The sequence below is a fragment of the Rivularia sp. PCC 7116 genome (assembly GCF_000316665.1).
In the GTDB taxonomy this organism is placed as follows: Bacteria; Cyanobacteriota; Cyanobacteriia; order Cyanobacteriales; family Nostocaceae; genus Rivularia.
In genome coordinates this window covers 2,890,713-2,916,475 of sequence record NC_019678.1, presented here as the reverse complement: position 1 = coordinate 2,916,475, position 25,763 = coordinate 2,890,713, and the positions used below count along the sequence as shown (strand labels likewise).

Sequence of the window (25,763 nt, the reverse complement as noted above, 5' to 3'; positions counted from 1 at the left end):
TTTCTTAACCCCTTACCTCCTTGTCTCCTTTGATTCCCAATTTGTATTACCTATTACCTATTACCAAGCTCCACAGAGACGATATTACTGGTTATCATCTTTCTTCTGGGGAAATTTTGGTAATTCTACAGATGCAAGAGATTTTCGCCCTTTAGGTGGACGTTTAGGATAAATTATTGGTGAGGGAGAATTATGCTCGTTTTCTGTATCGCTGACAATATCAAAAGGTGGAGCATTTTCAGATAAGTCAAAAGCTGGAAAATGCGAAACTTCTTCCCAATAATCTTGGGTTTCGTCGTTACTAATGTCATCTATCGATGATGTGAAGCTTACTAGCGGTTCGTTATCAGTAGAAGAATTTTCCCAATAGTCGGCATTCACGACATTATTATCATTACCATCATTTTGTCCGCGAGGTTCGATAATAGTTGTCCAAGTCGGAGTAATTTCTTCATCCGCTTGCACATCTTCCTGTTTAGCAGGCTCTGGAGCCACAGATTCGGTTTGAGAAGCAAAAAATGTTTGGATCACGCTATCAAGCTGATCCTCTAATTCTGATGAATCTGAAGGAGCAACTTCTTGATCTAATTGATTTAAATTTGACTCTTCCCTTGCTGAATCGGAGGATCGAACAACTTGATTTATATTTGTTGAATCCGTAAATGAATCATCATTAGCTAAGTCATCACTAACCAAACCTTCATTTGCAGTGTCATTCGTATTTTCGACGGATGTGATATTGGGGTTAGCTGTAAACTCCCAAGTCGAAGATTCTTCGTGAATTGAACTATCGCCGCCATTTGTTCCCGAGCTTACTATTTCTTGTTCCCACAGGTCATTTTTGCTGTAATTATACTCCTCATTAGCCGACCAAGGTTTAATCGACTGCATACTACTTATAGCTTGACTTTCCTTAGATTTATTTAACGATGAATTATTTCTTATACCTAGGAAGTTGCTATCACTATCATCAACTTCCTCGTAACCAGGAATCGAAGTTTCCAAACTCTTTTCTAAGGCAGCTTTAAATTGTAAAGTTTGGCGTTGCTGGCGCTTGAGTCTGGTGCGTAACTCTCGGCAAGCATTTTCTGATTGTGATAAAAGCCAAGTTTGTTCGCTGTACTTATTTTGAATTAAAGCGCATTCACGTTCTAATTGAGCCAAACGTTGTTGGTTTGCTTCCAGATGTACTTTATATGATTCTGCTAAACCTTCTTGACGTTGCAAATTTTGTTGGGAGTTTTCTAACTGTTCAAACAAAAACTGTATCTGTGCCTGAGCAGCATTTAACTCCTGGGTTTGCTGTTTCAACATCGATTCTGCAACAGTCGAACGTTTGTACTGCCTTTGCAAAGCTGCTTCTGAATCGCTTAGAGCAGTAGTCAATTGCTCTGCTTGCTCGTACAGCTTATCATTTGCAGAACGTAATTCTTCATTCAATCTCAGCAGTTTTTCAAATTCCGTATTAATTATGGCTTGCTGCTGAATATTTGGTTCTGCAACCCAGTCATCCTTTAAAGAATTGTCAAAATCGGCGACTTCCTCGTCTTCTTCATCGAATTGAGGTGGCTGATTCGACTGAGAATCAATAATGACTTCGGCTTCTGTATCAATGTATTCTGTGGCATCCTCTTCCTCCGAGCAATCCACAGTTTGATTTGACAGGGGTTCCTCAGCCCCTGGAGCTAACAATAGTAATTCTTTTACTTTACGTTCGCCAGCTAATATGGAGTAAAAAGGATTAGTCGTCCTTTCAGACGGCTGTGGAGAATCAACAGAATTTAAATTTTTAATATTAGCCCCATTATATGGGTTTTGGGCTTCATGCATCACTCTTCACCCACCAGCTTCAATTTTAAAGCAGACACAACGGTATATTTCTTCATTATTGATGCTGTCTTAACAAAATCTCCCAGTTTAGGCAAGACACACTTTCACCGATATAAATGAATTCTTATCGGCTTTGTTAGTGTCTGTGCCACCTACACCGCAAAAATTGAATTTGATAATTGTTAACAAACTCAATACTTTTTGAAACAATTGTCAGCAAACAGTGATTTTTGAACAATTCACTATTCTTTACAACTACTTCAAGTAATTTCGACATTGTATTCTAATGTAGCAAATTACTCCCCTATATAAGCAAGTAATAATTTAACTAGTACACTACCAATTCAGAATTGCGAGGTAAAAACAGGTAGGAGGTGAGGAGATAAGCGAATAACTTTCATCACTCCATCACCATCCTTTGCTTGCTGGTAATTGCTCAAGGAAGCCAACGGGGATAAAAACCGACTAATGGAAGTTTCTCAGGCTTTAGCTCTGCGTTGATATTGGCATCGTTATCGCTAGCAGGTAATAAAGGCATTAACCATAGACTGCTCGTGCTAATTTCCTGCCCGTCATTGGTTTTTAACGGGTTTGCTCTAACTACATTGGAAATATCTGTCTCAGATACTATTTGATCGAATAATAATCCCAAACCATCGGGGGATAGACTCATCTGCAAGTCTCGTTTATCTGGAGGTAATACCAATATTGGTTTCTGCTGTCCAGTTTTAACATTAATTGATACCAAGTATGGCTGCTCTTGATATTCTTCTCCAGGTAATAACTGGGTTAGCAGACAGTAAAGAGTAGGTGAAGCTGGATCGAATTCACACTTTAAGATTGAACCTGTAGTTTTGATTAATTGCTTTTGAGTGCCTTGGTTAGTAACTAAAAATAAATCTCTAGTGTAATCGGTATTGAATTTAACTAAAACTGCTTGAGAGCCATCTTTAGAAAAAGCTTGCAGCACGCCGAATTGGGGTAGAAAATCTAGGGGTTTACTAGCATCTGTTTGTATCGGTAATATAGCCGTTCCTTTCCCTTGTGCAACTGCTACGGCTTTACTGTCAGGAGTTATGAGAAAGTCTCCTGCCGGTTGTTCGTTGTTAATGGGTTGGAGTTTGCCTTCTTTACCTCGATCGTCAAATGTTAGAAACCATAGCCCAAAATCGCTGGGATTATTTTGATGCGCTCTTTGCAAAACGATAGTTTTTCCATCAGGGGATAAGTCAAACTTAAGAATTTGGTATTCTTTACTGTCCAAAATTAAATCTAGCTTTCCTGCTGGTTTTGCTTTTTTTCCTATCTCTCCAGCAATACCTGTTGTAACTGTATATAATTGAGCAGATAAACTATCTTGACTATTAGCAGCATGAGCAGAAAATAAAATTTTATCTCCTTGAGGAAATGCTTCAAAATCTAAGACTACTAAGTCTTTAGGAGTTAATATTCTTTTCTTCTGCTTAGTTAAATTGTAGAGAACTAATCTTCCTCTGTCTTTTATTTCAGTTCCCAAATAAACAATAACCCTATCGCGGGAGAAAAAGCTACCTTTAAAAGGTTCGATAACTTTATTCGTACCTTTAGCAACAGAAAATTGGTCTTTAGCGTCTTGCAATTCTAGTGTATATTTCTCTCCGTAAGGTGCTGGAGTTAAAAGTGTATAAACCATTCTTTTGCCCGACCAACTGATTTTTCCAGCTAAAGGTGGTTCAATTTTTAAATTATTTTCTACACTTTCAATATCCATCGGGCGGCTAAATCTGAGGCTGAAATTGATATCGTCAGCTCCAATTTTTGCATTTTCCCAACTAAAATCGCGGACACTTGGTTTTACGGCATCACCCTGCAATATTATCAAGCCAATCAACAGGGTTAATATTAGTAGAACTATTACAGCGGCTCTATCTAAGGGTTGAATTAAACTTTTGTTTGTTGTCATGCTATTACTTGTTAGTAATTAGTTGTTAGTTGTTAGTGATTAATTTTTACTACCTTAAGTCGTTAATTGTTTGAAGGGAGAGGTAAATTTGTCAGTTTTTTTAGTTACTATTTTTCACTACTATTTGCTAACTACTATCTAATAACTATAAGGATTTTTAGGTTGAGAAACTTTTTTTATAGAATTTGAGAGAATTGTTAATCGACGTTTTCCCGAAAGAATTTCTGTTGCCATTTCCCCTTCAACTTCGAGCCAACTATCTTTCTTAAATAATTCTCTTGTTTGACCGTTTTTTAATTTGACTGGTAAACCGACTGGGTAAGCATCTGCGGCACAACATGTAAGTACAAACCGTGCTAAAAAGAAATACTCATCCCCTAAATCTGGTGGGTAAATAACAAATCCCTTGACTTTTGCCTTTTGTCCCGTATATGCATCGGGTTCGGGATAAACACTTAAAGTCCTCGTCCAGTCTACCAAGGAGCGTTCTTCGGGACGAACGGAAGTGCGAAAAGACTGAGGCTGGAGACGAGAATTTACTTGACCTAAATCTGCAATTCCTCTTTGTATTGCTTTGTCACTAGCAAAAACTTGGGGCGCGATAGCGAAACCTAAAATTGCCACAAAGACTAACAAAAGGCTGCCGAAACGAGGAGGTATTAAGTTTAAATGCTGAACTTCTGGAGGGGCTTTACGTTGCCTGACAAGCTGTATTGCTTTCGCTATGCCAATAGCTATTAATACGATGCCAGCAATAACAACTAGTGCAAAGTAATTCGGGTGAATAAGTAAATATAGCTCTTGTGAAAGCCAATATTTTAATAATAGAAATCCCCATGCTGTGATTGCGAGAAAATCCAACCAAGGCAGTAATTTTTGTAATCTTTTTGATGGACGTTTTGTTTTAGAACTCATTGCTTATTGATTATAGGTGTGAGGAAGCAGAGACAGCAAAATTCAATAAAGCGAAAATAATCAACGCGGATACGGACTGATTTCATCTCATCGATACAATTACAAATGACTCATTAATTCGATGTAGTACATATTTGATATTTAAACTTCATCTTTTAAAGAAAATGTAGATTCAGTATTAAACAAAATAGAAAAGTTAATTGTGCAGCTAATAGGAAAAGATAAATTACTGCTTTTGGTTTAAATATTGATAGCATTAAGCCGATACCTTTGAGGTCAATCATAGGCCCGAATACTAAAAAGGCTAATAAAGAACCGCTGGTGAAAGTAGAAGCAAAAGATAAAGCAAAGAAAGAGTCAACCGTCGAACAAATAGATACAACAGTCGCAAGTACCAGCATTGTGAGTATGGAAATAATTGGTCCTATACCCAAACTGAGAATTAATTCGCGAGGTGCTAAGACTTGAATTGCAGCCGCGATCGCACTTCCTAAAACAAGTACGGCTCCTAACTCCCGTAATTCTTGTATGGTATTGTCTATAGCAAGCTGCATTTTGTCAAAGAAGGGCTTACTTGGACTATAAGCAGGCACATCTGTTTGCATTGCTCCAACAGCTTCCATTCGCACGGCTTGTCCCCCAAGTTTCCCACCTAGTAAATAAGTACCAGGTTTTAACATGCTAGGTACTGCTTGCTTGTCTAAGCTAGAACTCCCCAAAGCTTCTTTTGTATGGGTTTTTTGTGGTTGATTAAATTTTAAATAACGAGCAAGTGTAGGCTGAACAATAGGACTCAAATCTTTTTGAAAGCTAAATACGTAACCAATAATTGTAGCGATTACTAAAGAAAACAATACTCTTAATACTACTATTTCTGGCTGTTCGCGAAATGCAGTCCATGTTGCCCAAATTACAATTGGATTAATAGTTGGGGCTGCAAGCAAAAAACCAATGGCAAAAGAAGTAGGTGCTCCTTGCATGATAAATCGCCGTGCCACTGGGACATTACCGCACTCGCACACCGGAAACAAGAAGCCCAATAAACTACCTGCTAATGCTGCTACTAATGGATTCTTGGGTACTTTCTCTACCAATGCCCGCTCATCAACGAAAAACAGCAGCATACTGGAGAATAAAACTCCTAGCAACAGAAAAGGAATTGCTTCCACTAACAAACTAAGGAATATGGTAAAACCATTGCTGAGTTGATTCATAAGTATCTTTTTGTAGACGTTGTTCTAGCCCGTGTTGATAATTAAGGATATGCTTCGTTATTTTAGCGAAATCAGGAATATACGCACGTATGTAGAGTAAACTATACAACTATAAAGATAGTTTTCCTACAGTTTCGTATAACTTTAACCGAATTGTTAAGCACCATTACTACGAAAATAGACTCAGTTTTTTCTTTGACAAGCGTTGAATAGCGTTTGAAGTTGATGAGTAAAATTTGAACCCTCTACCATAGGCATGATTGTCGTTTGTAATTAAAGCTAATAAAACTGTTATCTACATAGTTGGTATTTATTGACCCAGAATAAATCAGAAAATTTTATAGTATGGTATCGGTTTTTTAGCCGTAAATCTTAGACTTTAGACTTTGTATACCAAGCTTTATTTACACTTCAAGCAGAGGAAATATAGTTTGATTGCATTATGCATTATTAGATTGTATTTTTGATACGAACGGCTCCAACTTAATAGTTTAAGTTCTAATGTAGACGATTGTTATCAATCTATTTCTATACTTACAGTAATTTAACTTTATATGATGTCATCTTTGAAGCATTTTCATAAAGCCTGAGTTGCTTACTTTACCGGATGTTATTCATTGTTCGTGCTAATCGTTCTATAAGTTATTCTTTCATAAAAGCATTGTATTCGCTTATCGAAGTGTAGTCTGGGATCTAAAATCAATGATGCCATTCTGGTTATACCTTGCGATAGAGTTTTGGGCTACAAAAAAATATAAATGACAAATATGCCAATAATCAGCACAAAAGTATAATTACAACAGAAATATGGGCGTTGCTGATTAAAAGTACGATTTGCCCCTAACCTCAAATTATGGGGGAGAAAAATCATTTCAATTCCCCCCATCATTGGGGGATTTAGGGGGCTAGTAAATACAAGAAAAACCCCCTTCATATTTCAATTGTGCAACGCCGAAATATGGATCGTTTTTGGCTAATTTATCCCGACGCTCTCTCTTCGGAATACGAATAAAAGATATTTATATTATTTATTGAATGCAAATATATTCCTATATATTTTCATTTTCAATCGTTAGGATGAAGACATTACATTCAATTTAAGCAATTATATAAATAGTCGATTGAACAGAAGATTTTGCAATTCTTGATAATTAAGATAATTTGCATGTTTGTCTCTAAAAGGCAAAGTATAAAATCTTATCTTTAATAAATAAATTAGCAAGATTTGCTTTATGGTGGAGGAATTAAAGTATGAAAACTAAACTGATAGCAGCGGCAGCAGTACTAACTACTATGTTTGTAGGAGGTACCGCTCAAGCTGAAAAACCTGTATCCAGACAGGTATTGCAGTTAAATCTAACGAGAGAATGTTATGGCTGTAATTTAAGAGGTGCTAATTTAAGAGGCGCTCATTTAATTGGTGTTGATTTAAGAAACGCCGATTTAAGAGGTGCAGATCTTGAAGAAGCAAATTTAGAAGGAGCCGATTTAACTGGTGCGAATTTAAGAGGTGCAAATTTAGAAGGTGCTTTCATTAATAGCACAACTCTAAATAAAGCTGACTTGACAAATGCTAATTTGAGTGATTCTCAGCTATATAGCGCTCAATTAGAAGATGCAACATTGGTAGGTGCGAATTTAACTGGTGCAGACGTATTTAATACCTCTATAGGCGTTGGTGGTCAATATCTGGAAGAGCAAGAATAAAGCTTTTAATTATTACTAATAAAATAAATTATATTTGGGTGGAATTAAGTAAGCAGTCAAACGCTGATTAATTCTACCTGTTTTGCTATTAAATAGAAGAATTTTATATTTTTTCTAGCATTATTAATAAGAATCAATGGTTATTTATATCGTATCTGTGCTACTTACTAGGGGTTTTTGGTGCGTTACGGCAAATTCTCACCTGTTCTTTTTGCTATCGAATCCCAAAAGCCGTAACACACCCTACTTTAAATTTATTTTATAAACACCCTCTCAAACTCCTTGAAGAAAATTAACCCTAGGGTATACTCAATTATTCCCCAGTAATTGATAAACCTTCAACCCAAATACGAGGGCAAACTCCTCCGGGAGTTAATTCTTCTTCCTTCTCCACATACACAATTGATTTAAGAAGTTCGCAAAAATCTCCAGCTATAGTTGCTGAATCAATACTGGTTTTTTCTCCTTTATTCATCAACCAACCATCAAATGGTAAAGAGAATGAACCTTGTAAAGCCCTAACTCCTGCGTGCAGTGCCTGTAAATCATCCACTAAAACTACATTTTCTGCAGTTTCTAAACTGAATTCTTGCTCTGGCGCTTTACTCGCAAAAACGTGATAGAAATTAGGGCTAACGGTAACTTTTGCGCCGATATTTGCATTTCCTGTAGGTTGAGCATTCATTCGTTTCGCAGTACCCGCACTGTGAAGAAAATTCTTCAAAACTCCGTTTTCAATTAGCGATATTTTACGAGTGGGAGTTCCTTCTCCATCAAATGTCTCTGCACCAATATTTGCTGAATGAAGTGCATCATCGTACAGCGACAGCAACGGAGAAGCAATCTCCTTACCTAAATCATCAGGAGTAGATAAACTTTGTTTATCAAGAATACTTTGAGCGTTGAACAAATTAGAAAAAGCACCCAACAGGCTCAAAAAAGCATCTGGGGAAAACACAACCATGTATTTACCAGTAGGAATTTTTCGATAATTTAAATGGCTGATAGTTTTTTCAGCAGTTTCCTTAATACAGCCATTGATATCTAAATCATCCATACCATGACTGATTCTAAAGGCACCTGCACTGCGAGGTTTTCTTCCTTCTTCTTCAGTTTTACTGTAAAGAAAAACTGAAGCTAAAGAATGAGATTCAGCTCTCATTGCACCATCGCTATTAAGATAAAATCTATCAATTTCTCTTTGCGATAAAGAATTATAGGGTACTCCTTTAATCGCTTCATGAGACGCAAGCACTTCTTTTTCTGCTGCTAACAAACTATCTATTAAAGATGAAACGGGTGCCTGATTTGCCTGCTCGTGAGATTTACCGTTATTTATTGGTGCTTTAGCTTCGGGACTAAAATCGGGTACATTTTCTTTGACACCAAATGAACTAGCCTCAAATGCAGTTTTTAAAGCCAATTCTAATCCTTTGGGATCGATATCTGTAGTACTGGTGACACCCATTGTATTATCTTGATTCCAAACTCGCACGGTGACACCAGAAAGATTAGTTGCTTTCACTTGTTTTGGCTCGCCTTGATCGACTTGAACGCTAGTTGAATCTACTGCCGAGCCATAAATATCAAACTTTTTGATGCCAATTTTATCGGCACTTTCTTTCGCAGAAGCTGCAATTTCTTGGATGTTAGGCATAATTTTCTAGATAAAAAGATTTCAATATTAGGTAGGTAAACTATAAGAATCTGGTTTGATTGTAGATTGATTTTTAGAAATTAGGGAATTATAGAATTGGCAATAGTTAACCCTATATTTTGAATCTACGATGTTGGATTGGCTTTATAGAAACGGCTTATTTTAGTAACTATTTTTATTGGGTAAAGCTTATGCCTTACCCAATGTTAATTATCTATAAGGACAATCCAAAATCCCGGACACCTGCCAATAGTGAAAACCCCCAAAACCGCAGTGTCCTTAAAATCTAAAATGATCGGATTCCTTTAGCGTCCGCCAACGGTAATCGAATCAACTTTGATGTGTGGTTGCCCTACGGTAGTATAAATGCTACCACTAACAGAGCCACAGAAACCCGGAGCTAAAGATAAATCGCTCGAACACATGGAAATTTTATTCATAATTTCCTGAGCTTCGCCTATAAGAATAGCTCCTTTTAAAGGTTTAGTCATTTTACCGTTTTCAATCAAATAGGCTTCCTCTACGCCGAAATTAAATTCACCAGTAGCACCGACGCTACCACCACCCATTTTCTTACAGTAAATACCTTTATCAATAGAGGCAAACAAATCATCTATAGAATGCTCGCCGGTAGCAATATAAGTATTTCGCATCCGACTAGCCGCAGCATAAGTGAAATTCTGTCTTCTTCCGCTACCTGTTCTCGGATGTCCGGTACGTACCGAACCAGTTCTATCTGCCAAGAAATTCTTAAGAATGCCTTTTTCAATTAATAAAGTTCTTTGGGCTGGCATACCTTCATCATCCATATCAATGGTGCCAAAAGCATTATCGGTACGCCCTTCATCCCAAGCTGTTAAAGCTTCATGAGCAATTTTTTCGCCTTTTTTATCTGCAAAAGGAGTCGTATTACGTTCAATTTGAGTCGTTTCCAGTAAGTGTCCGCAAGCTTCGTGAAAAATTACTCCACCAAAGTGATTCGCCATAATAATCGGATAATTACCCGATTCTACATAGTCAGCGTAAAGCATTTTTCCGGCAGATTCGCTGACTTTCTCTGCTGCTTGTTGGAAATCCCAAGTTTTGAGAAAATTGGGGTCGCTAGTGTTGCCACCACGCTCGGCTATAGAACTGCGATGCGCGCCATCAGCACACAACAAACTTAACGCTACCGATTGAGTTAAACGGATATCGCGGGCAAAAGTTCCATCGCTCGCAGCAACTAAAACTTCTTGCCAATCGCGGAAATAAGAAGCACGACGGGATTGAATATGACTAGCTTTTTGCTTTAGCTGATTAGTACTGTCAAGCAACACTTCTCCCATTTCTCGCATGGTAGTACATAAAGGTAACCATGCAATTTTGCCTCTCTTTGATGCGTAGTCTCTAAATAGTTCTAGGTTAATTTCGGGGATAAAAGCATTTGGGGCGGGTAATTGCAATCCCACAATCGCCAAAGCTTTTTCCAAAGCCGCCTTCAAACCATTAAAAGAAATGTCATTTGTACTAACATAGCAATCAGCTTTACCGCGAAATACCCTAACTCCCGCACCAGTAGAAAGACGGGGGGTAATGCTGGTAATAGTGTCCTCTTCTGCTAAGCAACTAATATAATTTACGCGCTCTAAAAAGAATTCCAGAAAGTCAGCGCCCGCAGCACGTCCTAAACCCAAGAGAGTAGACAAAGGTGCTGCCCAAGTTTCATCAAACTGCTCTTGTGTAGAAGAGTATTGCAGATTGGGAAGTTGTTTGGAAAGAAGCAGAGTACTTGTTTGCATGAGTTACCTTTTTGTGGAGGGGCGTTATTTTTAGTTAGTTATTGCAGTTCTTATTATGAGAAAATACAACAAACCTCTAACGGGGCTGTGTATCATCTTAGCTAATATATATTGCCTTGTTGATGTTGAGAACCAACAAAGATACAGCGGATGACCAAAAATATAATATACAATTTCTCACATAGTTGTAGATAAGCGATATCAACAAGCAATAATCGCGTCTCTACAGTTCATCGGGGTTAACCCCTAATTCTCGCAGTTTTGCAGCCAAACGCTCGGCTCTTTGGCGTTCTTGCTCGGCTCGTTGACTTTCTTGTTCTGTTGGAGTTGGTATCCAATTACCGTTATCTTCATACCAGCGCAACCACAACCGTTCGATGCCTTTATAATTACCTTGCCAAAGTCCCAAACCTATTTCTAATCTTGGCATCCAAATACGGGGTTCTACTAAGTTTAATTCTGTATAAGAATCAGCTTGAAGAACAAATGCTCGTAAATTATCTGTATATCGGTCAAATACAATGTAATAAGGAACTCTTAAAATTTGTTCGTAAACTTGCCATTTAGTTGGTGGTTGGTTTTCTTCTACTATACGTAAACTTTGACCTAAATCTTCTTTCTCAGTTCCGGGAGAAATCAATTCTACCGCAACAAAAGGATTTATCCCTTCTTGCCAAATGACATAACTTAAGCGCAAATCTCTCCGTTGATAAAACCTAGAATTTCCGACTACTGCAAACCAATCGGGACGTTTATACCATAAAGGATTGCGGGAATCATAGTAAAGATTTAAATCGCTAGCAACAAAAACTTGATCGGCACCATAAGTTTGCGGACGGAAAGTTTCCTCCAACAATTGCGGCTGATAAATATGAAATTCATCTGGCCTTCCCAGTTCCTCTGGGTCTTCACTAGGTAGATCGTACATTGTAGGAAGACTTTCTTTTGGAGGAATTGGCGGGTCTGTTTGGTACATACGTGCTATGACATAACCGTCTTACTTGATGGTAGCGGATATTAACAGTTAGCAGTTACCAGTTATTGGTTGTCGCATCTTCTACCATTACGGGAAGGAAGATCGGGATTAAGGCTTGCGCCGGTGCGACCTGTAATAATCCAAAATATAGAACGAAATATATCGCGAGAAATATGTAAAAGTGATTCTTCCGATTGCTGCGAAGGAACAGAAACACCAGTAAATGTGATACCGTGGCTGCCAAGAACAATTGTGGCGATCGCCTTTGCTCTGGGCAGATGAAAATCAGAAGTTACTATATATAAATGTTTTAGATTAAGTTTTTCAAAGTCTTTTACTAAAGAAGTAAAATTAGTGACTGTATCTACAGCACGGTAGTCAAGGTTTACTCGTTCTTCAGGAATACCCGCTTTGCGAAAAATCTTGTTTGCTTTATCGCAGGAACTACCGCTAGAAACCCAAATATTTAAAGACGGATGATTTTGAGCAAATTTGGCAGTAAATTTTTCTCGATCTGAACCACCACCAAGCATAAAAATAGCTTGGGGTTGTGGTGCTTGATAGGATGCAATGGCTAATTTTATGGGGATTGTTGCTAGCAGAATTAGGAGAAATGCTGCTAAGCCAATAAATCGGTATTTAAATATGAAATTAGAAAGCCATTTCATTAATTAAAATTAATTTTTGGAACAAAGTTTTAATTCGGCATTAGTGCAAAGCTTTTTTGATAGTAATTCAGCTATAGCTTGATTGCCAGTTTCGTTGAAGTGAACCCGGTCTCTATAATATGATTTTATATCGGTGAAAGGCAATTTAGACCAGGTTGTATGGGCATCGACGGCAGGAATTTGTAATTGTTTGAAAATGTCTAATTCATAAAACTTTAGTTTTTAAATCGCATCTCATAAATTTTGGCATCAACTAGAAAGCGATACCAAAAACCTTGCAAGAAATGAAATATCATACCCTCTTTGCCATCTAAGAAGCCTAAACCAATGAAATAGCGCAGTAAAAAGTAAATGAAAGCTCTCACAAAGAGGGGCGATCGCACATAAAGATTTGTTTTCACCCAACGCCGTTGAGTCACTTGAGAATGTTGACTTACTTTTAACAAATCATCTTTACCATCAACAATTGAACCTAGCATGTCTTTAACTTCTCGATCAGCATAGCGGTTATGCTTATCTGTCCAGAAGTTTAAGCCTTTGTGATTTTCGTCGATAATGTCATGTTTGAGATTAGCTACTTTACCCTTAGATAGGACAATATGCTCGTCCATCCAGCGTTGTTCGCAGTTACCTATACCTGTACGCCACACACGTAAAAGCCAAGTAGGATAGTAACCGCCATGACGAATCCAGCGTCCCATAAAAAAGACGCGGCGTTTGACTTGATAGCCTGTAATTTCCTCTGGAGTTTGGGGTAAAACTTGTTTGAGTTCTTCTGCTAATTCAGGAGTGATTCGTTCGTCAGCATCGAGCCGCATTATCCAGGGAGTTTTTATAGGTAAATTTTCTAATGCCCAGTTAAGTTGTTTAGCTTGATTTTCAAAAGGGTTGTAAAAAACTTGGCAATTTGCTTGCTTTGCAATTTCAACTGTTTGATCGGAACTGCCAGAGTCTACAATAAAAATGTCTGCGTCTAGGGACTTTAAGCTTGCCAAACAAGTAGATAAATTTAGCGCTTCATTGTATGTCAAAATGATTACAGATAATTGCATCTTAATTTAATTTAGGTAATTTTAGAGGAACATAAAATTGGCTGATTATTTCATCACAGATTTAAATCCTACGATATGTGAAAAATCTATCCATTTAGTAGAAAATCCATGTTGACTTAATATTTGAACTATCATTTTAATGGCATTTGTGTAACCATTTTCTTCAAGAAGTTTAAAATGAACTTCAATGAACACTGCTCTTAATTTTGAAAATGAAAGAACTGTCTCCATTCCTTTCAGTACTTCTACTTCAAAACCTTCTACATCTATCTTGATGATATTGGGGTAATAACTCAGATTTTCTAATAGAACATCACCGGTACTAACAGATATTGCCAAAGTATTTGATGAGGGCTGTGATAATCGATTAGTTGGTGAAGTTGGATCTTCACCAACTGAAAGTTCAGCTGTTCCAACTTCACTGCTAAGTGCTGATTCAACTACAGTCAAGTTTGTATAATTATTCTGATTAATAAGCTTTCTACATGCCTTCGCACTCGATGGCGCTGGTTCAACTGCAACGACGTGACCTTCAGTTCCAACAATATCCAAAAACTTTCGGGTATAAAAGCCAACATTCGCTCCTATGTCCCATACTGTATCTCCAGATTTTATACTTTCAAGTAGCTCTTTATTAAACCGAGCCTCATAGTCTTTGTTTATTGAGCTAGCAATAGTTTGTAGCATTTTTCTCCCGAAGAGAGATTTTCTCAAATTAGAGCGAACTTGAATTGCTAAAGGAGACTGAATAAAAGATGATGTTAGTTTCATAATAAGGTAGTAATCAGGATGCTTGAATTTCAGATAGAATTTTTTTGAATAACTCGGCTTGCTTCTGAGTGAGCACAGGTCTATCTATAATCTCTTTATTTTTTCTAATATGAGATAGATTGAACATGCTAGTAACAATAGCATAGGGAGAACTAATCGATTTGAAATAAGCAAGTAAAACTGAATAGATATCTTGAGTTTTTTCAATAGGGAAGTTTAAACTATTAGTTAAGTGATTTAATAAATCGCTACGAACTAAATAATCAAAAATATATGTAGAATTTTTACCTATATTAAAAGGTGAATGAACAATAATATTTGTCCCTTTTTGAGTAAGCTCTTTAAAGCAAATATAATCTTGTTTTTGGCTGATTTGGCAAGGAATTTGAATTATATCAGGGTTTAAATTATTGGTTATAAAAAAATTCGCTACTAAATCTAGTGATTGATAAGTTGAGAATCCATAATTTTTAATCGTACCGCGTTTTTTTTCTAACTCCAAAAAATTAAATATATCAGTAATGTCATTAGGTGGATTCTGAAAATCGTATTGGTGGAGTAATAAATTATCAATATAATCGGTACGCAAAGATTTAAGACTTTTTTCTATGCTTACCTTTGCTGTATCCAATGAAAAATCTACTTTAGGTGCAACTTTACTAGCTGCTGACTTAACTAAGTTTTTAGTTTTAGGATTAAGGTTAATAAGTTGTCTTGCTATATTTTTAGATAATCTGATAAGCTTGTTATTCTTTGGTACAAGACCAAATTTTGTTGTTATCTCTACCCTGTCCCTAGGTATTTTATTTTCGGCTAAGAAATTTCCTAGTATAGATTCTGCTTCACCCCAGCCATAGGAGCGTGCAATGTCAAAATAATTTATTCCCTCTTCGTATGCAATTTTTAGCGCTTGCAGACTTTCACGCTTACTAACTCTACCTAATATAGGAGCACAACCGAAGCCTAGTTTAGTTTTTTCCATGTTAATAATACCTCAATTGTAGAAATAAGCGGTCACGTTCAATTGGTGGTAAAGCTTTGTGAAAACAAGAGGTATCTTCTAGGAAGCATTTTCCTGCTTTTCCTTCAATAGTTACGATATCTTCTTGGGGGTAATATTGCTGTATTGTTTCGTCAGGACATCTAGCACTGCGAATAAGCATTGAGTTTTTTTTATTTTTATGGCTTGACTTCACGAGAACATGGGCACCACTATTAACATCAACATCAGTTAGGTAAAAACTAATGTAGAAGAAATTAAATCCATGAATATCGTAATGATAATCGACCGTCTGTAACTGTCTTCTTCTTTCTTCTGAAGATAGGTTACTTGCAAAACTCCACCATAATCTGACATCACATTGATCAGGAAAATAACCTAGATATTTTTCCGATATTTCTAGTAATAAATCATCATACCTAAGCCGATATATTTCATCCATTTTCATCGGTTCATCTACATGCGCCATAGCAATTGTATGTTTTGCTTTGAGATTATGAATATATTCTCGATAAGTAAATGACAGATTTAGTGATGCTGTAGATAAAGGCAAATTTTGACCAGCATTTACTATAGAAGCTAATGATTTACCATTCAATTCTAGTTGGTCGTAGTAAGAGTCTTTTTGAATAGATTCAACAATAGTAGGAATACCGATATTCGAGTTGTGAATTATTTGACTAGGAAAGCTTAAATGTTTTTTTGGTTTCTGTAGAAGTTGTCTCAGTTTTCTATACTGAGAATATATACCTCTAAATATCCGAAATCTGCCCAGTATATATTCAAAATTACCGTTTTTGATTCTTGTAAAAATAATCTGATAGTCTAATTTAGGGTTATCAGATGTGTATACTATATTATCCTTTATGAAATTATTCATGTTTGGAAGCTTCTATTAATTAATAATTGAACTTTTAGACTTTTGTATGTTCAATGAGAAAAACTAAATCCTCAAATATATTGCGAGAAAGGTCGTTGATGAAGAATGGCTTTATAAATCTCAATCAAGTTAGTAGCAATCCTTTCCCACGTATATTGTTTAAAGATGAGTTGACGAGCGCGGGTTCTCATTTCTTCTACTTGTTGAGGATTAGTTAAATAGTTCTCAAGAGCGGATGCAATTGCAGATACATTAAGTTCTGTTACATAACCTAATTTGTGTTCTTGAACAACTGAAGCTAAAGCAACACTGGGTGTTAAAACAACGGGTAAACCTGCGGCTAATGCCTCTAAAACGGCTACACCAAAGTTTTCAGAATGGGAAGTAAGAACAAATAAGTCTGAACCTTGAATGAATAAATCTTTGCTTTCTCCTTGAATAAATCCTGCAATATGAGTGCGATTACGAATGTTATTGGTTTCGAGTAGTGATTCTATTTCTGCTTCATATTCAGGAGAACCACTACCTGCTAAAACGAAAGTAAATCGGTGATGAGCAAGTTTACTTAAAGCTGAGATAAGATAATCTAGCCCTTTTTTTTGATGCAGACGAGATAAAAATAAAATTATGGGTTCATCTGCTGGTAATTCAAGGTGTTCTCGTAATCGTTGACGAGCATTGGAGATGATAGGAGGAACAGAAAGTCCGTGGGGTAAAACGAAGGTTGGAACGTTTAGATTTAGACAGGACACTTCTTGCTGCTCTTGCAAAGAAGTTAGGTGAAGTGCTTGGGAATTTTTAAGGTTAGCACGTTCTATCAAATTGAGATAAATCTTTTTTTTACGAGCGCTTTGTTGCAGTGACCATTCACACAACTGTCCCAAAGGTCGAAGAATGTAAGGAACTTTTTTAAGGCGAGCGATTGCCATTGCTGCGGTAGAGGTGTACAAGAAAACAGCGTGGATGTGTAGAAGTTCATAATCTTGGATATGTTGCCATAACCAGTTAGTAAAAGTTCCTGAAAAGACAAATCCTCTAACTGGTGCAATTGTGGTAGAAAAGCGAGGAAAAAACCAAATTGGAACTTGATTATAGATTGTGCGTTTTACTAATGGTACATCGAGTAAATCTTGACCACTATCATTAGTGGTAGCAATTTCAGACTCAATACCTCTATCCTGCTGTGCTTTTACCATTTCTATAACAGCTTTACTTGGACCGCCGTGTATTGAAGCAATAGAAGGAATAACGTGCAAAACTTTCATAGGCTCATAAAAATATATATAAGATTTAATATACTTACTTCAGGTTGACACTTAGTCCTTAAAATCATAAATGGATTGGATATATTGCAGCAACTAAGTAGGTAGGCTAAAAAAACTGAATTATGTAACGGAATGTAAAATTTTAAAAGTGCTTGTGGTTGCTTCCTTTCACTCCGTTCCACTGGCTATGACATAGTTATAAATTTTTCCACCCACCTACTTATTCTTTTTCTACATCAGGCAACATACGTATGAAACGCGCAGGAACACCTGCATAAATACCCTTTTTATCAATATCTTTAGTCACAGTAGAACCAGCTCCAATAATAGATCCAGAAGAAATCTGAGAACAGCTTTCTAGTATTAAACATCTAGCACCTAGCCAGCAGTTTGAACCAATATTTTTTGGCATCGGTTTTGGTTTTGAGTGAGGATTTAATCCATGAGAATGTGAGTAGATTATTGACTGTTGGGCGATAAGTGTATTCTCTGCTATAGTTATGCCGCCAGTGTAATCAATGACCACACCATCATTGATTTGAACGGAGGAAGAAATATGTAATAAGCTATCTTTTAGCTCACTTCCAATTAAAACATTGTTAGCAATAAAAACATTATCCCCAATAAAAACATTACTTGGGTAACTTATCCAAGTTCCCCAACGAACTATAGAATTAGACCCAAACTTTGCACATGTTAATCGATAATAAGTTGTTGCTATTAAAGTTAGTATTTCACGTGAAAACACGCGACTTATCAGCAATATATAATACAATAGATGAGCTATGAGCTTTAATGGCTTAATTAACATACAACAATATTGAGCAATTTAAACCAGTTGAAGTAGAAAGACTCGAAATATAGCGCTTTTCGGTTGAATGTAATAATGTTGTTAAACCATGCTAAAAATGTAAATTCATACCTGGATTCATTAACGCTAATATATCTATCGTAAAATTTTTACTCTTTGATATGCTTTTGATTTATAAGACGCAAAATATAATAAAGGTAACGCTATGCCAAGCGATACGACAACTCCATTCATAGTAATAGCAAAACTACTTTGCATTAAGCTCCAAGTGAGCGGCACAATCCAAATTGAATAAATATATATACCAATCCCTCTTGCAGCAAGCTTGCCTCTTAGTAAAAAAGCTTCTAATTTTCGTAATAGATAACCATATAGCAATGCGATACCTAATCCATACCAACCAAAATTAATAAAGGCTTCTCCAGGCATAGTTGGAGGTACTCCACCTAAAGTTCCAGGACGTAGAAGAATCTGACTTTTTACAAATAGTCCAAGTGAAATAGCTGGCTTATCTGGCCAAAAAGCTCTTGGAATCAGACCAGTAAAGAACATCAAGTATGAATCACCATACATGAATTGTAAATTTTCCATCCTCTCAATTATCGAAGCCAAAATATTTACATCAGTAAAATATGTTGATGCTAGAACAGGTTCTAAAAATTGCTTGTTGTAGTTCAGGTTACTTAGCTCAATTGAGGTTGTACCACTTCCTCTAAGATAGGTAATCAAAGAAAATAGAAATATTGAAACCGCAATAAATAAAGAATATGTCCTAATCTCTTTCAACATAATTTTTTTTCTGATAAAACCGGCCATAATTAGTAAAGACAAAAACACATGGGCAAAAGCATCCCGTTTTCCTCTTAGGATAATTTCCATAAAAGTCAAGATTAATGTAACAGAAAAACCAAGTTTATAAATGAATATTTTGGAATTCTTTATTACATTTGCGTAAAATAAGAAAAAGCAGGTTCTAGGTAAAACAAAAAAAATTGTAATGAATGCATTTGTATTTCCAAAGTTTTTAACACCTTCTATCTTATCAACTTTAGAGATATTAGCACCAATAATTATATCTAATAAAGATCTACCTAATAAACCTCTTTTCCAAATAAAGATGGAAGCCACAATAAAGAAGCTAACTATCCCAATAATAAGAAGTATAAATGATTTATTTTCACTAGTAAAATTAAAATTAGATGTAATAAATTTTAGTTTCAGTCTTTTCTTTCTTTCAACATAAGAGGCAAATAAATAACCAAAACAAATCAAAAAAGAAAATAAAAACATGAACACGATAGCTGTTTCGTAAGCTGAGACAGATCGATTCAACCACGGTGTTGTCAAGAACAAGTGTTTATTGAATATTAAGTATAAAGATTTTAAAGTAGCCCCTAAGAATAATTGCAAGCTGATAATTACTAGAGGTCCTCCAAGTGGAGCCAAGGAATTGGAAATTCCTGTAATTAAAGGAAGAGCTGGAATTATAAACAAAAATAACAAATCGACGAACTGCACCTAGTTGTAACCTCCTAATGCTAAAGCTTCGCTAAAATCACTATGAAATTTTTTTAATAGCTCTTCTGTAAAAACGTTTTTCCAGTCTCCTACAATACCTGTACGACGATTGGATTTATTGTCAACTACCCCGTTTAACCTTCCAGTTTTTGATTTAAATGAATTTCTTTTGATTGCAAATTCTATTGTATCTGTGTCAATGTCTTTTCCGGTAAGTTTCTTAATTGAATCAAACAAGGTTTTATGAGGATTAAGATGCATATTTTCATACTTCATTATTACTAGTGAAGGTGCATCACAATTTAGCCATCGATTTATATGATCTCCCCAATTTAATTTTGACCCCATTGGACGAATTCTCCACTCGTCATAAAAAGCAGACATCACTTCTGTATGGTTAACATCACTTTTATGAATTATGCTTTTTAGGCAGGGATGCTTGGAAAGAATACTTCTCCTTATAACTGAGTTGTCAGAAATTACACCATTCACACTTTTCCAATAATGTGACACAAATACGTCACGACCATCACGTAAAATATAAACCGCAGTTGTTTTCACGATCGGTGTAGGAAAATGGCTATGTGCAAGAGCAGAAAAAGTTATTGGGAACTTAGAAAACCGAGGAACTGGCATTTGAAGACAGTCTCCAAGCATATCCCGTATCCAATTTCCTCCAGAACGAGGGAACTCTGAGACCATAATAAAAGGGCATATAGACGAAAAGTTAGCTGCAACTATATGATTTATATTTGCAGATAAACCAATTGAATAATGAGCAAGTGATGACAAATTAAACATTTTATTCTAGGTTAAGATTTATTTTTTTCCCTGTTAAGGAACATAAGTTATCTTCCATCTCAGAAAAATGCTTGTGTAACTCATCCTTGAGCTTCTGAGAAAATTTTACTTCTGGTAATACTTTACGTTTTTGTGTGAATAAATTGAAGCCAGCTTTTTGAACGAATGGCGGCGTTATTTTTTTTAAATATGAACGATAAATTTCTAAAGTTTTTCCTGGAATAAGAGGAAGCCGTATATCGGAATTCCGATTGCTGATTTTTCGTCTAGGAGTAATAGTGGATGGTTCCACCTCAATAAAAGATGCAATCTTCCTAGAGACAGCAAGACGATTTTTAATGTAGTCTTCAAAAGAAATACAGTAGAGGCTATCGATTCCAAACGACTCAATCCAAGGTTTCAGTTGCAGAGTATAGTTGCTAAAAGCTACATATCGAAAGTCATCAGCTATTGCACGGTCAACATCTCTGTGCTTTAGTCTACCTGCTGCATAATCATGACATACATGGCTGATAATCCTATCGATGGGATTCCTAAGTATAGCAACCAGTTTCAGATCGGAACCACACACAGTTTTTGCAAATTTTGATACGTCTGGAAATAGTGGTTGCATCATATAATAGGTAGAACCATCTCCTCTGATGCGAGTATCATTTGAGTTTTCAAAATGTAATTCATATTGTCTAACTGCATCTTTTATTGTTTTGGTTTTTACTAATACGGCAGGTTCTTTTGTATCTGGTAAATGAAAGAGAGGACTTGTTTTCAAGTCATCGTAGAGTGATGTAGTTCCAGATTTCATTGCACCAATTATTAAAAAGTGAGGAAGTGAATGTTTCATATTTAGTTTGTATACTTTTTTCTAAAAAAGGTGTAATAATTCTGTATCACAATTTAATGACAAATATGAATATGCTATACATCCCAATAAAAACCTTGTGTTATTGAGCCAGCATCATCTGATCTTGGTTTAATTGTCGGTAGTAACCCGCTAGAGACATCAATTCTTCATGAGTTCCCTGTTCGATTACTTCTCCCTGCTTCATAACAACAATTCGATCCGCTTGATGAATAGTTGAAAGTCGATGAGCAATGACTATAACTGTCCGATTTTGACTTACTTTATCTAACGCTTGCTGAACTAACTTTTCAGAGGTACTATCTAGAGCGCTAGTAGCTTCGTCCAAGATTAAAATTTCAGGATTTCGTACAATGGCTCTAGCAATTGCTAAGCGTTGCCTCTGTCCTCCTGATAAACGTACACCCCTGTCACCTAAATTAGTTTCAAAGCCTTGGGGTAATTTTTTGATGAAATCTTCTGCATATGCCTGACGCGCTGCTTCAATTACTTCAGCATCACTAGCATTTGGATTCCCATACCGGATATTTTCGATAACAGATTCGTTAAATAGAAAGGTTTCTTGATTTACAATTGCTATTCGCTGTCGCAGCGATTCTAACTTAAACTCACGCACATCTAAGCCGTCAACAGTAACACAACCTTCTTGGGGGTCATAAAACCTAAGTAACAAATCTGCTAAGGTGGACTTACCAGAACCAGACTCTCCTACTAATGCGACAACCTTTCCCTTGGGGATTCTCAAATCAACTTGGTTCAAAACAGGTTGGTTACTTTGAACGTAGGAAAATATCACCGATTCAAAACAAATTTGACCGCGTAGTCCTTCAAATATGCGGTTGCCGTCGATGAGGCTAGGTTGTCTAGTTTGTACCAGAAAGTTTTGAATGGTTTGGAAACTTTCCCCAAAAGTGGCCAAGGAAGTTCTTAACATGTTTAAGCGATTAATGCGGGGAAAAGTTCTTAATAGCACTAACAAAAAAGTGAGTAGCAGAGGCAAAACCATTCCATCGGAAAGCACTCGAGTCCCCAAAAAAATCAGAGAAATCAGAACCACCATCCCACAGGAATCTGAAATAGGATGTACTGCCGCATGTCCAGCATAAGCTCTTTGCTCTGCTTTAAATCGTCGTTGCAAGATTTTCTCTATTTTTTCTGACTCGAATCTTTCTGCTGTATAAGCTTTGATTACGCGAATACCACTAATCAGTTCAAAAACACTGCTTGAAAATTCTTCAATCGAATTAGATACAGTTTTTCCTTCAGTTTTTACATTTGCAACAATAGATTTTAAACTAACTGCAATAATAAATAGCATGAATGTTGCAATTAAGGTCAGTTTCCAAGAAATACTACATAGTAGTACTAGAAATGAGAAAACGATTAGACTTTCGCTAAAAAGAGAACCAACATGTAGTGTTAGCTGTTCGCAACGCTGAGCTTGTTCATTCACATAGCTAAGCAAGTCTCCTCCTTTAACTTTGCTGTAATAAGTCAAACCTAAATTAAGAAACCGATCAATACAGATAGACCTTAAGTTGCGCCCTACCTTTATCATCAATGTGCGTAGGCTAAAGTCTGCCAGAAATCTAAATACTCCTTTAGCTACCACTAGCACCAATAGGGAAACAACAATTGCTACTAATTGATCCTCTGGGGGAAACTGATTAAAGAATCCGATTAAAATCTGTATAACTGAGCTATCATCTGCCCCTCTAGTTGCAACACCACCGTTAACTAAACTCTGTATTAGAGGAATAGCTAAGGATAGGGTTATTCCTTCTAATAAAGATGCTGTTGTAGTGAATAAAACCATAGCGAATAACAATTTTGGAAACGGGCGTGTTAAGGCAATAAAGGACGACCGTATCTTCAAAGACAAACCAAACTCCTTAATTAATAGCCATTCAAAAACTAGAGTTGAAACAAAGAAAGATGGTAGCTACATAGCTAGATTTTTCTATTTATATTGCGAGACTTGTGTATAAAATCTGTAAAACTTACGTGAAAATTCCAATTATTTTACTTTTTAATTTTTAAATTCAATTGATGTAGCATTTATACAAAAGCCACACGCAACTACTTAAATCTGATACTCTACTCGAACCCCAAGATAACCCAACTCCTCCAAAGCCCGAATCACTTTATCAGCACTCTCCTCAACAGTTTCCTTCCCACTCTCACAAACAACTTCTGGATTGACGGGAACCTCATAAGGGTCATCAATACCTGTAAAACCTTTAATTTCTCCACTTCTCGCTCTAGCATACAAACCCTTAACATCTCGGGCTTCGCATACTTCTAAAGGTGCATTAACATGAACCTCCACAAAATCCTTGTTAATAGCTCGGATTTCATCTCTAATATCTTGATAAGGGCTAATAGTGGCAGCAATTACTATAACACCGTTACGGCTGAGCAAATTAGCCACAAATCCTACCCGACGCACATTTATATCGCGGTCTTTTTTACTAAAACCCAGTCCCTGAGATAACCAAGTTCTAATTAAATCGCCGTCTAAAACTTCAACTTGACGATTTCGAGCCTTTAGTTCTGATTCGATACGTCTAGCAATTGTACTTTTACCCGCACCACTCAAACCTGTTAACCAAACTGTTACACCTTTATTAATCACAATCCTTTAACCTCTATGAAAAATTTTAGATTTACTTGAAATATGTTTTTGAATATTTTTCGACAAACTATGTTGCTTGGACAAAATTGTATAATTACTTAATCAATTTTTATAGCTGCCGATTGGTAGATGCGGCAGATGCACTTTCTTCTGACAAATTATTTATAAACTTATAAAATCGCTTGTAACAATACATCGTAGTATTGTTTAGAAATTACCTCCGCAGTGAAATAAGAATCTACGTATTTACGCGCTGCTTTACCAGTTTTATGTGCCAAAACGCTATCCTTACTTAACTTGTGAATATACTCTGCTAAACCAAGACTATCTCCATTTTCAAAAGTTTGACCGCAATCTCCATCCGCGATTAATTGCTTCAAATAAGAATGTTGGGGACAAATGATTGCCATTGGTCTTCCTGTAGCTAAAGCAGGGTAAAGTTTACTCGGAGCCACTAAACTTTCCATTCCTGCGTCCACGCTTACTAGGGACAAATCGCAGGCTGTCAATGATAATGGTAAGTCTTGTCTTTTCTGATATGGAAGAAAGAGAAAGTTTTTTAACCCTAATCTTTTTACCTCTCTAATTAGCTGTTCGCGTTTTGCACCACCACCGATACATACAAACTGAATAGGTTCATGTTGTAAATATTTGGCAGCCTCTAACATAGTGTGTATATCATGACATCGACCCATGTTGCCTGAGTACATGACTGTAAATTTATTTACAAGCGAGTGTCTCAGTGCAAACCAATTGTCTTCTTTGGCAAGGGGTACAATCTTTTCAGTATTTGCCCAACTGTGAATGACAGATATTTTATGGGCTATCTGTGGATAATTTGCCGCGACTTGTTGCTTCATTGCTGGGCTTAGAACTATTATTCCAGAAGCTTTTTGCAACACTCGCTTATTGACAGCCTGCCACAATCTAGTTAGTAAATGTTGTTTTGGTACAACATCGAGAGCAACAGCAATGTCTGGATAGAGATCGTAGAGTATACAAATATAGCTAAGTCCAAACAAGATATGAGCAAAATATCCTAAAACAGGCAAAAATGGAGGAGCAGTAGTTAGCAAAACTATGTTGCGACGACGAGCAGCAGAAATCAAATAAAGGGCTGCGCGTAAGGTAAACAGAACTCCATTGATAGCTTTACCGCGAATTCTTTTAGACCAAAATTGTGTAGTTCGAGAGCGTTTAATTTTTACTCCCCTTCGAGTCTCAACAGCAGGAGCATTCTTGTTTTCAAAAGCATAGCCCGGTTGCCCTGTAAATACTTCTATATCTACACCCTGTTCATTCAGGTGCATCACTAACTCCTCAATTAATTGTCCTGTAGGAGCATAATCTGGTGGAAAAAATTGGGTAATAACAGAAAGTTTAATTAACTGCCCAATATGTACAAATTCCTGAGTTAAATCTTGAAATTCATAATATCTATTTGAAAAAGGCGTTTTCAATCGCTTTACGGATTTTGTCATTTT

21 protein-coding genes are annotated in these 25,763 nt (G+C 36.4%); 1 reads left to right on the top strand and 20 read right to left on the bottom strand.

The genetic code is table 11. From position 1 onward, the window contains the following. Positions 1-84 precede the first annotated feature (84 nt). From RIV7116_RS11375 to RIV7116_RS11360, 4 genes are all read right to left on the bottom strand, one after another. Positions 85-1,830, bottom strand: coding sequence for a hypothetical protein (locus RIV7116_RS11375; protein WP_015118443.1), 1,746 nt, complete (start codon positions 1,828-1,830; stop codon positions 85-87). Between the two features lie 436 nt (positions 1,831-2,266). Then, entirely contained in the window at positions 2,267-3,772 is a 1,506-nt protein-coding gene (locus RIV7116_RS11370) for a hypothetical protein (protein ID WP_015118442.1), read from the bottom strand. Positions 3,773-3,910: 138 nt separating this feature from the next. Beyond that, entirely contained in the window at positions 3,911-4,687 is a 777-nt protein-coding gene (locus tag RIV7116_RS11365) for a TIGR03943 family protein (RefSeq protein WP_015118441.1), read from the bottom strand. A gap of 155 nt (positions 4,688-4,842) precedes the next feature. Next, on the bottom strand, positions 4,843-5,901 hold the full coding sequence (locus RIV7116_RS11360) for a permease (protein ID WP_015118440.1): 1,059 nt from the start codon (positions 5,899-5,901) through the stop codon (positions 4,843-4,845). Between the two features lie 1,251 nt (positions 5,902-7,152). Between RIV7116_RS11360 and RIV7116_RS11355 the strand changes: the two genes are divergently transcribed. Next, the gene (locus RIV7116_RS11355) at positions 7,153-7,608 is read left to right on the top strand and encodes a pentapeptide repeat-containing protein (RefSeq protein WP_015118439.1); all 456 of its coding nucleotides are present in this window, start codon (positions 7,153-7,155) and stop codon (positions 7,606-7,608) included. Positions 7,609-7,921: 313 nt separating this feature from the next. On the opposite strand, the gene RIV7116_RS11350 is transcribed toward RIV7116_RS11355, so the two are convergent. The 16 genes from RIV7116_RS11350 to RIV7116_RS11275 form a co-directional block, all read right to left on the bottom strand. Beyond that, positions 7,922-9,265, bottom strand: a complete 1,344-nt coding sequence (locus RIV7116_RS11350) for a TldD/PmbA family protein (RefSeq protein ID WP_015118438.1) — start codon at positions 9,263-9,265, stop codon at positions 7,922-7,924. 305 nt (positions 9,266-9,570) lie between these two features. Further along, positions 9,571-11,043 carry a TldD/PmbA family protein gene (locus tag RIV7116_RS11345; RefSeq protein ID WP_015118437.1) on the bottom strand — a complete coding sequence of 491 codons (1,473 nt, stop codon included), beginning with the start codon at positions 11,041-11,043 and terminating at the stop codon, positions 9,571-9,573. A gap of 223 nt (positions 11,044-11,266) precedes the next feature. After that, entirely contained in the window at positions 11,267-12,019 is a 753-nt protein-coding gene (locus RIV7116_RS11340; RefSeq protein WP_015118436.1) for a Uma2 family endonuclease, read from the bottom strand. A 62-nt stretch (positions 12,020-12,081) separates the two neighbouring features. Beyond that, on the bottom strand, positions 12,082-12,687 hold the full coding sequence (locus RIV7116_RS11335; protein WP_015118435.1) for a YdcF family protein: 606 nt from the start codon (positions 12,685-12,687) through the stop codon (positions 12,082-12,084). A gap of 215 nt (positions 12,688-12,902) precedes the next feature. Beyond that, complete coding sequence (locus tag RIV7116_RS11330) at positions 12,903-13,739, bottom strand: glycosyltransferase family 2 protein (RefSeq protein WP_015118434.1); 837 nt, start codon at positions 13,737-13,739, stop codon at positions 12,903-12,905. Positions 13,740-13,784: 45 nt separating this feature from the next. Beyond that, positions 13,785-14,510 carry an FkbM family methyltransferase gene (locus RIV7116_RS33810; protein WP_015118433.1) on the bottom strand — a complete coding sequence of 242 codons (726 nt, stop codon included), beginning with the start codon at positions 14,508-14,510 and terminating at the stop codon, positions 13,785-13,787. Between the two features lie 13 nt (positions 14,511-14,523). Then, positions 14,524-15,492 carry an aldo/keto reductase gene (locus RIV7116_RS33805; RefSeq protein WP_015118432.1) on the bottom strand — a complete coding sequence of 323 codons (969 nt, stop codon included), beginning with the start codon at positions 15,490-15,492 and terminating at the stop codon, positions 14,524-14,526. A gap of 1 nt (position 15,493) precedes the next feature. Further along, on the bottom strand, positions 15,494-16,390 hold the full coding sequence (locus RIV7116_RS33800) for a phytanoyl-CoA dioxygenase family protein (protein ID WP_015118431.1): 897 nt from the start codon (positions 16,388-16,390) through the stop codon (positions 15,494-15,496). Between the two features lie 71 nt (positions 16,391-16,461). Next, positions 16,462-17,655, bottom strand: a complete 1,194-nt coding sequence (locus RIV7116_RS11310) for a glycosyltransferase (protein ID WP_015118430.1) — start codon at positions 17,653-17,655, stop codon at positions 16,462-16,464. Between the two features lie 220 nt (positions 17,656-17,875). After that, positions 17,876-18,403, bottom strand: coding sequence for an acyltransferase (locus tag RIV7116_RS11305; RefSeq protein WP_044290887.1), 528 nt, complete (start codon positions 18,401-18,403; stop codon positions 17,876-17,878). 198 nt (positions 18,404-18,601) lie between these two features. After that, the gene (locus RIV7116_RS11300) at positions 18,602-19,984 is read right to left on the bottom strand and encodes an oligosaccharide repeat unit polymerase (RefSeq protein WP_015118428.1); all 1,383 of its coding nucleotides are present in this window, start codon (positions 19,982-19,984) and stop codon (positions 18,602-18,604) included. Beyond that, complete coding sequence (locus RIV7116_RS11295; protein ID WP_015118427.1) at positions 19,985-20,785, bottom strand: sulfotransferase domain-containing protein; 801 nt, start codon at positions 20,783-20,785, stop codon at positions 19,985-19,987. 1 nt (position 20,786) lies between these two features. Further along, positions 20,787-21,626 (bottom strand): sulfotransferase domain-containing protein, encoded by an 840-nt coding sequence (locus RIV7116_RS11290; protein WP_015118426.1) that lies wholly within the window; start codon positions 21,624-21,626, stop codon positions 20,787-20,789. 100 nt (positions 21,627-21,726) lie between these two features. Next, positions 21,727-23,460, bottom strand: a complete 1,734-nt coding sequence (locus tag RIV7116_RS11285) for an ABC transporter ATP-binding protein (protein ID WP_015118425.1) — start codon at positions 23,458-23,460, stop codon at positions 21,727-21,729. 267 nt (positions 23,461-23,727) lie between these two features. Next, positions 23,728-24,279: an adenylyl-sulfate kinase gene (gene cysC / locus RIV7116_RS11280; protein ID WP_015118424.1), complete on the bottom strand. Its 552-nt coding sequence runs from the start codon at positions 24,277-24,279 to the stop codon at positions 23,728-23,730. Positions 24,280-24,449: 170 nt separating this feature from the next. Next, positions 24,450-25,760 carry a glycosyltransferase family 4 protein gene (locus RIV7116_RS11275; protein ID WP_015118423.1) on the bottom strand — a complete coding sequence of 437 codons (1,311 nt, stop codon included), beginning with the start codon at positions 25,758-25,760 and terminating at the stop codon, positions 24,450-24,452. Positions 25,761-25,763 lie beyond the last annotated feature (3 nt).